Origin of the sequence: Paenibacillus tianjinensis (genome assembly GCF_017086365.1) — a bacterium.
GTDB classification, from domain to species: domain Bacteria; phylum Bacillota; class Bacilli; order Paenibacillales; family Paenibacillaceae; genus Paenibacillus_AQ; species Paenibacillus_AQ tianjinensis.
In genome coordinates, this window is the sequence record NZ_CP070969.1 from 1,840,149 (window position 1) to 1,852,547 (window position 12,399).

Here is a 12,399-nt window from a genome sequence, read left to right on the forward strand (position 1 = left end):
AAGCTTCCCAGCTCGGGGGCACTTCAAGAATCAAGCAACCGTCTGCAACAAATGCACCCAAAGCGACTCCGGCACCTTCCGGCAAGAAGACGGATACGACTGCCAAGCAGCCTGCATCTGTTACGGTTGCTGCACCTGCACCGGAGCAGATCATTACTTCGCTGAAGGTTACGGCAACGGGATATACGGCAGGTTATGAGTCAACCGGCAAAACAGCCAAACATCCGCAATACGGCATTACCTACTCAGGTGTTAAAGTACGACGGGATAAAAATGCAGTTTCTACCATAGCTGCCGATCCCAAGGTTCTGCCGCTGGGCAGTATCCTTTATATCCCGGGTTATGGATACGCTGTGGTGGCGGATACCGGTTCAGCGATCAAGGGACGGAAGATCGACTTATATTTTGCCACTACCAAACAGGTGTACAAGGAATGGGGCAAAAAAACAGTGGTTGTTCAGCTGATCAAACGGGGTAACGGGAAATGTACGGAGAGCATGCTGAAGAACTTAGGCAAAGCGATTCAAACGTATAATACAGTTCCGCAAAACCTGCTGGAAGAGATTATCTAGGCTAGCCATATCCAAGCTGACAGCTTGAAATTTATTTCACTTAGGGATGCATAATACGGCCCTGAGCTTCCCATAATACGGACTGGGGCAAAGCAAGTGCCTATTCCGAAAACACACAGGGAGGTGAAATTCAGTGGCTAAAAAACCTAAGGTACAAGAGAACTATAAGACACCGAATGAAAAATACAATGCGGAGTTTGCTGTAGAGAATGACGGCGCAACGAAGCAAGGTACATTCTCCAAAGCAGGACAAAAGGTACAAGAAAACTATAAAACACCGAATGAAAAATACAATGCAGAGTTTGCTGTTGAAAATGACGGCACAACGAAGTAAGGTGTGTTTTACAAACCACTGCAATAACCTCAGCAGTAACGCTGTGAATGTTTAATCTTACACCGATATGCTACAATTGGACTGTTCCGCTATGCGCTCATATTCTGAGCTGCGGGACAGTCTTTTTTTGAGATATTAGAATGTATCGTTTTTATGCTATAAATATGTCTTTATACTTTTCGCAGAAAAGGATATCTTCCTAAATAGGACGGTATCCTTTTCTGCTTACGTAGATCAGATATATTCTTAACATTCATCCGGGTGACAGCTCGGTCCCGAGACGGAGGCAGGTTTACTTCTCACGCCGCTGTTCGCAGCGCAGCTGATGCTGTAGACTAAGGCTATAAGTAACAGATAAACGTGGACATCACAATTAAAGGAGAAATGACAGATGAAAAGAAGGTTCACCAGCCAGATTCTCGGCGGCTTGATCCTGATAGGACTCGGCGGGATGTTTCTTCTGAGACAGATGGGATATACCGATTTCAGTATAAGTTCCCTGATTTCAGATTATTGGCCGCTCATTCTTATATGGATGGGTTTACAAAATTTTCTTTCTACAGGGGACCGCGGCTCGAAGGGTTCGTCCGCATTTTGGGGATTTTTCTTCATGGCGCTCGGAGTCTATTTCCTGGGCCGCAATTTGGAGTGGTTCGATGTATCGGCCGGTGATTTTTTCAAAATGCTGATTCCGGTGATGCTGATCGGCGGCGGGCTGTTTGTTATCTTTAAGCCGCGTGACCATACACCGCCTATGCCTCCGGCACCGCCAGCACCACCTAACTTTTATCCGCCCGGACCCGGGACTCCAGATGCTGAGCCTCCGAAACCGCTGGAATCCACACTGGATGAGCAGTTTGAACAGAAGTTCGGCAAACCTGCCGGTGAGCGTGATTGGGATCAATATCTGCATAAAGAAGATTCGGATGAGAATGAGCAGGATCAGAGAAACAAGGGGTATTTTCAGTCGGCATCAGAAGCCCGCTGGCAGGAAAACCGGGAGCGGCATGAACGCAGACGGCAGGAGCGCCAGGAACGTCATGCCCGCAGACACGGCGAATGGCATGAGGAATTTCATGAAGCAGGGAACCGTAAGGAAACAACGAACCGTTCCGCGTTTATCGGTGATGTGCACATGGGCAAGGAGCATTTTCAACTGAAGCATACCAATATCTCGCAGTTCATCGGGGATACTGTGCTGGACCTGACGAACGCGCAAATTCCTTACGGCGAGACCAAAATTAATATCTCCGCATTTGTCGGCGACATTAAAGTCTATATCCCGGATGATATGAACCTCGGGGTTTCGGTGAACAGCAGCTCCTTTATTGGTGATATGCAGGTGCTGGAGGAATCGCGCAGCGGTTTTATGAGCAGCGTACAATGCAAGACGCCATATTATAAAGAAGCAGGCAAAAAAGTCCGGATTAACGTGAGTGCTTTTATCGGCGATATAAAGGTTAAAACGGTGGGTTAACGGATGGGGACGATCTTCAGCAATACCAAATGGCTGCTGCTGCTCTATTTCCTGCTTAGCGGAGGCGTTGCTGCCGGGCTCGTATATGCCGGGACATGCCTTAACTACATCGAAGTTGTCGATTACCGGATGTGGTTGTACCTGAGTATCGGCATTGTGCTGTTCAACGTCGTGGTCGGCTACATGGCCGGGCAGCGGATTCAGCGCCGGATCGATCATCTCGATCTGAACATGCTACAGGTGGCAAAGGGCAATCTTTCCGTCCGGATGCCGGAGAGTGATGACCAGTCTTTTGCCCGGGTGTACCACGAGTTCAATATCATGATGGATACGGTTGAGAACAAGATGCAGATTTTGCAGCGGCTGGGAGAGCAAGAGGTAATTGAGAAAGAAAAGGCAGCGGAGAGCGCGGTACTGGAAGAGCGGAGGCGGATGGCCCGTGATTTGCATGATACGGTGAGCCAGCAGCTGTTCGCGATTCATATGTCCGCGTCTTCGCTGCCTAAAGTGCTGGAACGGAATGAAGAGCATGGGATGACGGTAATGAACCAGCTCATAACGATGTCACAAATGGCGCAGAAACAGATGAGAGCTCTGATAGCCCAACTGCGCCCGGTAGAACTGGAAGGCCGCAATCTGTTTGAGGCACTGGAGAAGTGGTTTCCGGACTACTGCCGGCAGAATGGGCTTAAGGGAGTTAAGGAGCTAGAGCTGCAAGGGGAGCTCTCAGAGGCGATTGAGCATCAGCTATTTCTGATTATCCAGGAGTCCATGGCGAATATCGTCAAGCATGCCGGAGCCCGGGTAGTCAGTCTGTCTCTGCGTGAAGCGCCAAGACAGGTGGTGCTCAGCATCAGCGATGACGGCCAGGGGTTTGAGCATGTGCAGCATAAGCAGGGCTCTTATGGTCTGACTACGATGCGCGAGCGTGCAGAAAAGCTGGGCGGACAAGTGGAAATTATCAGCCGCAAAGGAGCGGGAACGACGATCCGCGTACATATTCCTAAGTTTGTGCAAGGCAATCAGGAACAGGAGGAATAGAACATGAGTGTCATAAAAGTGTTGCTGGTGGATGATCATGACATGGTGCGGATGGGGCTCAAAACCTATCTGATGCTGGATCCAAAGTTCGAGGTTATTGGCGAAGCAGGGAATGGAGCGGAAGCGCTGAATATGCTGCGCGAATGGGGGCAGGAAGGCCTGCCGGATCTGGTGCTGATGGATCTGATGATGCCGGTTATGAACGGAGCTGAGACGACCCGGGCCGTACTGGCTGAATTTCCGGGACTCAAAATCGTCATTCTTACCAGCTTCCTGGAAGATGATCTTGTAGTGGATGCGATTGAAGCAGGAGCGGTCAGCTATGTGCTCAAAACGGTTTCCGCCGAAGAGCTGATCTACGCGCTGCAAGGGGCTTACCGCGGTATGCCGGTAATGACCGGTGATGTCTCTCAGGCATTGACCCGCGGCATCCGCCAGCGTACTGTCCAGGGCGACTCCTCCGGTTTAACTGAACGGGAGAAAGAGGTTCTGCTCCTTATTGCCGAAGGCAAGACCAATAAGGACATCGGTGAGGAGCTGCATATCAGCATTAAAACGGTAAAGACGCATGTCAGCAACCTGCTGATGAAATGCGAGCTGGACGACCGTACACAGCTGGCTATATACGCCCACCGCAAAGGCTGGGCGCAGCAAGGATAATTATAAACATTCAAACTATAAATCTGTCCTAGTTATGTATAAATGTATGGTGTTGCCCTTATTCCGACCCGGCGCGTTTTAAGCGTTCGGGCTTTTTTTCGCTATCATTCACGGATTTTTGCTAGCCTCGCCCTGAGACTCCCTAGTTTTTATCTCCGCTTAAATTGTTTTTAATGTGAACTTAAGGTTTAAAGTACAAAATAAGATCAAGAAGAAAACATTACTCCTTGTCAGACAGACAAGGCACGGGAGGAACGTAAACAATGGACGATAACAAAAACAACTTCAATCGTGATCATGAACCCACCACGGATCGGGAATGGGATAACTCCAATAGCAGCAGTAATGATACTAGCAACAGCAGCAATAATAACCAGTCATCTGAGTCAAGCTCTTCCTACTATTATTCCTATGGACCTTTTAAATCCCTTAACAATGATGAAGTAAATCCGGAGAACGGACAGCACTATAACCGGCTTGAGCCTGAGCGTGTTGAGGTTACGCCTCCGCAGCCGGTCAAACAGCTTCCTTACAGCACTTCGCTGCGCACTACCGGTAATGACGGAAATGGCGGAAGAGGCGGTAACGGTCCGGAAGGAAGCAACGGCTGGCAATATAACCGTAAGCCCAAGAAACCGGTAAAAGCAGTGCTGATCTCGTTCCTGGCCGGGATGGTCGTATTGTCCGGATCGATGTTCATGGCAGACCGGGGCAACTGGTTCACAGGGGATCCGGTGACAACGGCAGCAGTAGCAAGCACAACGGCGAAAACAGCGGTTGGCAGTGCCAATGTTACACCTTCAACATCCACTACGAACCTGTTTACAGGAACAACGGATGTTTCAAGCGTAGTAGATGCGGTAGGGCCTGCTGTCGTTAAAATTGAAACCCTAGTAAATACCAATTCCAGCAGAAGCTACTCCAATCCGAATATGAGTGATCCGTTCTCGCAATTCTTTTTCGGTGACCAGTTCGGAGGCAGCAACTCTTCCGGCAATGATGAGAATTCACAGTCGGAATCGGGTTCAAATTCGTCTACACAGCTTACTCCATATGGAATCGGAACAGGCTTCATCTATGATTCCTCCGGCTATATTTTAACAAACCAGCATGTAGTCGAAAATGCTGATGTCATCCAGGTTACTGTGGACGGCACTACAAAACCATATGAAGCGAAATTGCTTGGCGCAAGCAAAGATTTGGACCTCGCAGTGCTGAAGATTGAGGGTGCGGATTTCCCTACAGTTGCACTTGGTGATTCCGACAGCATCAAGGTTGGTTCCGAGGTTGTAGCCATCGGTAATCCGCAGGGCTTCGATCATACCGTTACAGCCGGTGTGCTCAGTGCGAAGGACCGCAGTATTGATATTAATGAAGAAGACGGCAGCGGCACACGCAATTACAAAAATCTGCTGCAGACCGATGCTTCGATCAATCCGGGGAACTCCGGTGGTCCGCTGCTTAATCTGAATGGTCAGGTTATCGGGATGAATGTGGCAGTCAGCACGGATTCACAGGGTATCGGGTTTGCGATCGCAGTCAATACCATTAAAGAGGTTGTCGACAAACTCGAAGCCAATCAGGAAATTCCAAAGGAACCTGTTCCGTTCATTGGCGCATCGTTGATGACCATTACCGATGAAGTGGCTAAACAAATGGGTACTGACATTAAAGAGGGATCCGTAGTTGCCGAGATTGTCTTCAAGTCGCCGGCTTATACTGCAGACCTGCGTCCTTACGATATTATTACAGGTGTAAATGGTACCAAATACGCTACCAGCCAGGATCTGATTACTTACATTCAGTCCCTGAAGGTCGGTGACAAAGTAACCCTGAATGTTGTACGTGATGGCAAAACACTGGAGCTTCCGGTTACAATCGGAAATAAAAATGATTTTGACACCACCAAAACGAATTCCCAAGGGAAATAAACACACCGGACGGTAAAGGACAAACGGAAGGGGAGACCCTTCCGTTTGTGCTGCTACTAGACGTGAAACCTTACATTCATGCTACAATAGATTGAAATGATTTGGACAATGGGGGCTGCTTGATGCGACCGAATATTTTAATTATTGATGACGATGAGAAGATAATATCCATGCTGCGGCGTGGCCTGGCTTTTGAAGGCTATGACGTGAAAACGGCCTCTAACGGCGCTGACGGATTACGTGCCGTCTTGACCAGCGATCCTGATGTGGTTGTTCTTGATGTCATGATGCCGCAGGTGGACGGATTTGAAGTGTGCCGGCGTCTGCGCGAGGGCGGAAGCAATGTGCCAGTGCTGATGCTGACGGCCAAGGACGAAATTGAACATCGTGTAAAGGGACTTGACCTGGGAGCGGACGATTATCTGGTGAAGCCATTCGCCCTGGAAGAACTGCTGGCCCGTGTACGTGCGCTGCTGCGCCGGAAGAGTGAGCAAGGGGGGAATCCGGATCAGTCGGTTTCCTATGAGGATATCACACTGGATGTGGATTCCCGTGAGGTCACCCGTGCCGGTAAACGGCTGGAGCTTACGGCGAAGGAATTTGAGCTGCTGCATCTGTTTATGCAGAATCCGAAGCGTGTATTATCCCGTGATCTGATCATGGACAAAATATGGGGTTATGACTACAGCGGAGAATCCAATGTGCTTGAGGTATACATCGCCATGCTGCGGCAGAAGACGGAGGAGCATGGCGGTAAACGGTTGATTCAGACGATCCGGGGAGCCGGTTACATTCTAAGAGGTGACAATTAACATGTCTATTAAATTGCGGCTGACAGCTTGGTATTCAGGGATTTTGGCCGTTATGCTGCTGGCCTTATCAGCCGCAATTTACGGTTTTGTCTATATTAATACGTATGGCGATTTAAAGGAACGGCTGATGAAGCAGGCGCAGCAAGTAGATCTTAAGGTAGGCATAGACTATAACGACGGTACTTTGAAACAAATTCTCGGCGGTCCCGCCGGACAAAGCCTATTTGCCCAAATGTACATTTATGATCTGGAAAAACTGATTCCCAGCCAGAATATGGCGGAGATCAATCTGGAGTTCAAGGTCCCTGCAAAGGATGCTGTCTCCAAACAGCAAGGGTTCTTACAGGCAACTTACGGCGGCAATCCGTTTCTGATCTACCAGAAGGCTATTGAAGTAGTCAGTACGAACGAAACCCACTCGGCTGTGCTTCAGGTGGCCGTCTATACCGGGGAGCAGGTGACACTGCTGGCGAGGCTAAAGAACATTCTGCTGGTCGGTTCCTTTGCGACACTGATAGCAGCGTTTACATTTGGCCTGTTCCTGGCCCGGAAGTCGATGAGCCCGATCGGCAAGGTTATTGAGGCGGCTAACGGTATACAGACCGGCACAGATCTGAGCTCCCGGATTGTCTATGACGGACCACCGGATGAAATTGGACGTCTGATTGAGACAGTCAACAGCATGCTTGGGCGGATGGAAGGGTTCTATAAAGAGCTGGAAGATTCATATGCTACTCAGCGCCGGTTTGTGTCCGATGCTTCACATGAGCTGCGCACCCCGCTTACAACGATTCGAGGCAATATTGACCTGCTGCAAAAGATTTGGGAGATGGAGCCGGAACAGAGCAGAATGAGCGAAGCGGAAATCCGCCAGCTGTCCATCGAATCCGTGAAGGATATCGCCGATGAATCGAAACGTATGAGCCGTCTCGTGGCCGATATGCTCTCCCTGGCGCGTGCCGATACCGGCCGCACGTTTGACAAGGAGCCAGTGGCGCTGGAGCCGCTAATGACTGAAGTAGCCCGAAGGGCTTCGTTCCTGCCGCGCCAGTCCGAATGGTCGACTGGCGACCTGAGTCATATGAACGGCAAATATATTGTGGGAAATAAGGATTATCTGCAGCAGATGCTGTTCATTTTCATCGATAATGCCTTTAAATATACGCCCTCCGGTGAAGTTACAATGGATGCAGTATTCTATCAGAACCAGGTAGGGATCCGAATTAAGGATACCGGAATCGGGATGGACAAGGATGAGGTGCCTCATATCTTTGACCGCTTCTACCGGGCGGATGAATCACGGGGCATTACGGAAGGAATCGGCCTCGGGCTCTCGATTGCCAAATGGATTATCGATGAACATGGCGGCTCTGTAGAAGTGGTAACCCGTCAAGGAGAGGGTACCACCTTCATCATCTGGTTGCCGCTTCTCTTTGCTCCGCCGCTGGAATAGGGTATAATAGATCAGGTCCTATTACAGCTGTCATTAACTGCAGAAAGCCGGTGAAAATACATGGAAGTCCTCAAAATTTCTCCCCGGGGCTATTGCTACGGTGTCGTCGATGCCATGGTTATGGCACGGCAGGCCGCACAAAATCTTGATCTGCCCCGGCCGATTTATATACTTGGCATGATTGTGCATAACACTCATGTTACGAATTCCTTTGAAGACGACGGAATCATCACATTGGACGGGCATAACCGTCTGGATATTCTCGATAAAGTGGATAGCGGCACCGTCATCTTTACCGCACACGGCGTATCGCCGGAAGTCCGCAAGATGGCCCGCGCCAAGGGGCTTACTACCGTTGACGCTACTTGTCCGGATGTGACGAAGACTCATGACCTTATCCAGGAGAAAGTAGCTGAAGGCTACGAGATTATTTATATCGGTAAAAAAGGCCATCCGGAGCCCGAAGGCGCCGTTGGCATTGCTCCAGAGCATGTTCACCTGATCGAAAAGGAAGAAGAGATTGCCGGATTGTCTATTCCTTCTTCGCGGATCGTTATCACGAACCAGACCACGATGAGCCAGTGGGATATTAAGCATATTATGAAAAAACTGCTGGAGACCTTCCCCGGCGCCGAGGTCCATAATGAGATCTGCATGGCTACACAGGTGCGGCAGGAAGCGGTAGCAGAGCAAGCCGGCCAATGTGATCTGGTGATTGTTGTCGGCGATCCTCGCAGCAACAACTCTAACCGTCTGGCTCAGGTGTCTGAGGAAATTGCCGGTGTGCCCGCTCACCGGATCTCTGATGTATCCGAGCTGAATACAGCATGGCTGCAGGGAATTTCCAAGGTGGGGGTAACCTCCGGTGCCTCGACGCCCACCCCGATCACGAAGGAAGTCATCAGCTACCTGGAGCAATACGATCCGGCGCTGCCTGAGACTTGGGAGATTAAGCGTACAGTGAATATGGCGAAGCTTCTGCCTCCTGTGAAGAGCAAGACGACAAGTGCAACCTAATGATTTAGAGCTATGAACTTATTATTAATATATAAGCTGCACCTGGTTCCTGTTTGGGGCCGGGTGCATTTTCTTATGTTAAATCCTTTTGGGTGGAAATTGTTGGAAGACTAGGCTTGTTTTACGGGAAAAAAAGTTGACGTAAGATGCAATATGCGGTAAAATCACTTTAGCGCTTAAAAGCACACACGCGTCGTAGCGAAATAGTGTTTTACCATTAGCAGGACAATAGTTGAGAATAAAAGGCCTAAAAGGGGAGCTATAATATGATCGTTATTACATCCAATCAAACACCGCAGGAACAGGTAAATGATATTATTGCAGTTATTGAAAAAGAAGGTCTGCAGGTTCATCTTTCACGGGGAGCGGATCATACGGTAATCGGTTTGGTTGGCGGAGTGACGCCGAAGCTTGCTGAGCATCTGCGGCAGATGAAGGGCGTAGAGAATGTCGTGAAAATCACCAAATCCTACAAGCTGGCCAGCCGTGACTTCCATCCCGAGGATACTATTATTGATATCCGCGGTGTTAAAATCGGCGGAGAGAACCTCGTCATTATGGGAGGCCCTTGCGCCGTTGAGTCCCCTGAACAGATCGATGAAATTGCCCGGCTGGTCAAGGCTTCGGGCGGCCAGGTGCTGCGCGGCGGTGCATTCAAGCCGCGGACGGGTCCTTACAGCTTCCAGGGTGTAGGTGTGGAAGGCCTGACTATGATGGCGGAGGCCGGCAGAAAACATGGCCTGCTTACCATCACTGAGGTAATGACTCCCGAGTATGTTGATATTTGTGCGGAGCACGCGGATATTCTGCAGGTAGGCACGCGCAATATGCAGAATTTCGATCTGTTGCGCAAGCTGGGCACCTGCGGCCGCCCGGTGTTGCTCAAACGCGGTTTCAGTGCAACCTATGATGAACTGCTGAATGCGGCGGAGTACATTCTGGCCGGAGGTAACCGGGATGTTATGCTGTGCGAGCGCGGCATCCGGACCTTTGAAACTTATACACGCAATACGCTAGATCTGTCTGCTATTCCGGTGCTCCAGAACCTGAGCCATCTGCCGGTTATTTCCGATCCGAGCCACGGCACAGGCCGCCGCGAATTAGTAGAGCCTATGGCCAAAGCCTCAGTTGCTGCCGGTGCCAATGGCCTGATTATCGAAATGCATACCGATCCGGACAATTCCATGACTGGTGACGGAGTCCAATCCCTATTCCCTGAACAGTTCGATAAGCTGCTCAGAGATCTGGAGAAGCTTGCACCAATCGTGGGACGCAGGTTCTCAGATTCGCTTGAAGCGGCTCCTATCGCTTAAATCAACCAGAAGAAATCGGTCTGGCTTACGGTCCTCTTTTGCCGCTCACGGGCGGAGGAAGAGGGCCTGTTTCAGTTACAGCAGAAACCATATGTCACTATTTAGGACAGGCTAAGCGTTTTTCACGAAAGCGTCAGAATATCTTACATTGTCGTCAGAAATACCTGACATAAGCATTGACGATGTTAGGTTTGAGTTTTATAATGACGACAGTAAAAAAATTAAAACAAGAACATTTGATACTGTGAGCGGCCTAATGTTCGGAACTTGGGGAGGAATTAATTCATGTCGGTTGAAAAAGTGTTGCAGACGATCAAGGAAAACAATATCGAGTGGGTGGATTTTCGGTTTGTAGATTTAGGTGGACGTGCTCACCACATCTCATTGCCAGCATCCGCAGTGGAAGAAGAGACATTTGTAAATGGTGTAGCATTTGACGGTTCTTCCATCAAAGGGTTCCGCGGTATCGAAGAATCGGACATGGTTATGATGCCTGATCCAAGTACTACATACATCGATCCTTTTACAGCTCACCCGACGCTGAATGTTATGTGTGACATTTTCACACCTGATGGCGAACGTTATGAGCGCGACCCGCGCGGTATCGCAGTAAAAGCAGAAGAGTTCCTGCAAGCAAGCGGTGTGGGTACAGCAGCTTTCTTCGCTCCAGAGTCCGAGTTCTTTATCTTTGACGATGTGCGCTACGAAAGCGGAATGAACAGCTCTTCCTTCTTCGTAGATTCCGAAGAAGCAGCATGGAACACAAACCGCAAAGACGAAGGCGGCAATCTTGCATTCAAAGTTGGCGTTAAAGGCGGATATGTTCCGGTAGCTCCAGTAGATTCCCAACAGGATATCCGCAGTGAAATGTGCCGCTTGCTTAGCGAAGCAGGCCTTGAAATCGAACGCCATCACCATGAAGTGGCGACTGCAGGCCAAGCGGAAATCAACTTCCGTTTTGACACCCTGAAGAAAACAGCTGACAATCTCCTTACTTACAAATATATTGTGCAAAATACTGCACGCCAGTACGGCAAAGTTGCAACCTTCATGCCAAAACCGCTGTTCGGCGATAATGGTAGCGGAATGCACGTTCACCAATCCATCTTCAACGGCAGCGAGCCTTTGTTCTATGAAAAAGGCGCATACGCTAACCTGAGTGAAATGGCTTTGAACTACATCGGCGGTATCCTGTATCATGCTCCGGCACTGATCGCGCTGACTAACCCAAGCACCAACTCATTCAAACGTCTGGTTCCTGGTTATGAAGCACCGGTTAACCTGGTTTACTCCAAAGGTAACCGCTCCGCTGCTGTCCGTATCCCGGTAGCTGCTGTAACGCCTAAGGGCTGTCGTATTGAATTCCGTACTCCTGACTCCACTGCTAACCCTTACCTGGCTTTCTCGGCTATGCTGATGGCGGGTCTGGACGGAATCAAGAAGAAGATCAACCCTGAAGAAATGGGTTACGGTCCACTTGACAAGAACATCTACGAATTGTCTGATGCAGACAAAGGGAAGATCCGCAGCGTTCCAGGCAGCCTGAACGAAGCGCTTGACGCTTTGGAAGCTGACTATGAATTCCTGACTGAAGGCGGCGTCTTCACTAAAGACTTCATCGACAACTATATTGCTCTGAAACGTGGAGAAGCACAAGAGGTTGCTATTCGTGTTCATCCTCACGAATACTCCCTGTACTTTGATGTATAAGATTGATTAAATCTTAAATAAGCTTTACTTTAGAAGAGGCTGTCCCATAAGTAGATTTTTTCGAGTAGAGACAGACCCT

General features: G+C 49.5%; 11 protein-coding genes. All 11 read left to right on the forward strand.

Annotated elements, in window-relative coordinates:
• Nucleotides 1-29: 29 nt before the first annotated feature.
• The 11 genes from JRJ22_RS29700 (at nucleotide 30) to glnA (ending at nucleotide 12,320) form a co-directional block, all read left to right on the forward strand.
• The gene (locus tag JRJ22_RS29700) at nucleotides 30-572 is read left to right on the forward strand and encodes a 3D domain-containing protein (RefSeq protein ID WP_408637887.1); all 543 of its coding nucleotides are present in this window, start codon (nucleotides 30-32) and stop codon (nucleotides 570-572) included.
• 133 nt (nucleotides 573-705) lie between these two features.
• On the forward strand, nucleotides 706-906 hold the full coding sequence (locus JRJ22_RS07945; RefSeq protein ID WP_206103969.1) for a hypothetical protein: 201 nt from the start codon (nucleotides 706-708) through the stop codon (nucleotides 904-906).
• Nucleotides 907-1,297: 391 nt separating this feature from the next.
• Nucleotides 1,298-2,383, forward strand: coding sequence for a cell wall-active antibiotics response protein LiaF (gene liaF, locus JRJ22_RS07950; protein ID WP_206103970.1), 1,086 nt, complete (start codon nucleotides 1,298-1,300; stop codon nucleotides 2,381-2,383).
• 3 nt (nucleotides 2,384-2,386) lie between these two features.
• On the forward strand, nucleotides 2,387-3,424 hold the full coding sequence (locus JRJ22_RS07955; protein WP_206103971.1) for a HAMP domain-containing sensor histidine kinase: 1,038 nt from the start codon (nucleotides 2,387-2,389) through the stop codon (nucleotides 3,422-3,424).
• 3 nt (nucleotides 3,425-3,427) lie between these two features.
• Nucleotides 3,428-4,084 (forward strand): response regulator, encoded by a 657-nt coding sequence (locus JRJ22_RS07960; RefSeq protein WP_206103972.1) that lies wholly within the window; start codon nucleotides 3,428-3,430, stop codon nucleotides 4,082-4,084.
• A gap of 263 nt (nucleotides 4,085-4,347) precedes the next feature.
• The gene (locus tag JRJ22_RS07965; RefSeq protein ID WP_206103973.1) at nucleotides 4,348-6,015 is read left to right on the forward strand and encodes a S1C family serine protease; all 1,668 of its coding nucleotides are present in this window, start codon (nucleotides 4,348-4,350) and stop codon (nucleotides 6,013-6,015) included.
• A gap of 122 nt (nucleotides 6,016-6,137) precedes the next feature.
• Nucleotides 6,138-6,827, forward strand: coding sequence for a response regulator transcription factor (locus JRJ22_RS07970; RefSeq protein ID WP_206103974.1), 690 nt, complete (start codon nucleotides 6,138-6,140; stop codon nucleotides 6,825-6,827).
• Nucleotide 6,828: 1 nt separating this feature from the next.
• Nucleotides 6,829-8,280 carry a sensor histidine kinase gene (locus tag JRJ22_RS07975; RefSeq protein WP_206103975.1) on the forward strand — a complete coding sequence of 484 codons (1,452 nt, stop codon included), beginning with the start codon at nucleotides 6,829-6,831 and terminating at the stop codon, nucleotides 8,278-8,280.
• A 60-nt stretch (nucleotides 8,281-8,340) separates the two neighbouring features.
• Nucleotides 8,341-9,297: a 4-hydroxy-3-methylbut-2-enyl diphosphate reductase gene (locus tag JRJ22_RS07980; RefSeq protein ID WP_206103976.1), complete on the forward strand. Its 957-nt coding sequence runs from the start codon at nucleotides 8,341-8,343 to the stop codon at nucleotides 9,295-9,297.
• Between the two features lie 266 nt (nucleotides 9,298-9,563).
• Complete coding sequence (gene aroF / locus JRJ22_RS07985) at nucleotides 9,564-10,610, forward strand: 3-deoxy-7-phosphoheptulonate synthase (protein ID WP_206103977.1); 1,047 nt, start codon at nucleotides 9,564-9,566, stop codon at nucleotides 10,608-10,610.
• Nucleotides 10,611-10,895: 285 nt separating this feature from the next.
• Nucleotides 10,896-12,320: a type I glutamate--ammonia ligase gene (gene glnA / locus JRJ22_RS07990; RefSeq protein ID WP_206103978.1), complete on the forward strand. Its 1,425-nt coding sequence runs from the start codon at nucleotides 10,896-10,898 to the stop codon at nucleotides 12,318-12,320.
• The last annotated feature ends 79 nt before the right edge of the window (nucleotides 12,321-12,399 follow it).

Coding starts and splice junctions, on each gene's coding strand:
- liaF (WP_206103970.1), top strand. CDS start 1,298: ATGAAAAGAAGGTTCACCAGCCAGATTCTCGGCGGCTTGATCCTGATA.
- JRJ22_RS07955 (WP_206103971.1), top strand. CDS start 2,387: ATGGGGACGATCTTCAGCAATACCAAATGGCTGCTGCTGCTCTATTTC.
- JRJ22_RS07960 (WP_206103972.1), top strand. CDS start 3,428: ATGAGTGTCATAAAAGTGTTGCTGGTGGATGATCATGACATGGTGCGG.
- JRJ22_RS07965 (WP_206103973.1), top strand. CDS start 4,348: ATGGACGATAACAAAAACAACTTCAATCGTGATCATGAACCCACCACG.
- JRJ22_RS07970 (WP_206103974.1), top strand. CDS start 6,138: ATGCGACCGAATATTTTAATTATTGATGACGATGAGAAGATAATATCC.
- JRJ22_RS07975 (WP_206103975.1), top strand. CDS start 6,829: ATGTCTATTAAATTGCGGCTGACAGCTTGGTATTCAGGGATTTTGGCC.
- JRJ22_RS07980 (WP_206103976.1), top strand. CDS start 8,341: ATGGAAGTCCTCAAAATTTCTCCCCGGGGCTATTGCTACGGTGTCGTC.
- aroF (WP_206103977.1), top strand. CDS start 9,564: ATGATCGTTATTACATCCAATCAAACACCGCAGGAACAGGTAAATGAT.
- glnA (WP_206103978.1), top strand. CDS start 10,896: ATGTCGGTTGAAAAAGTGTTGCAGACGATCAAGGAAAACAATATCGAG.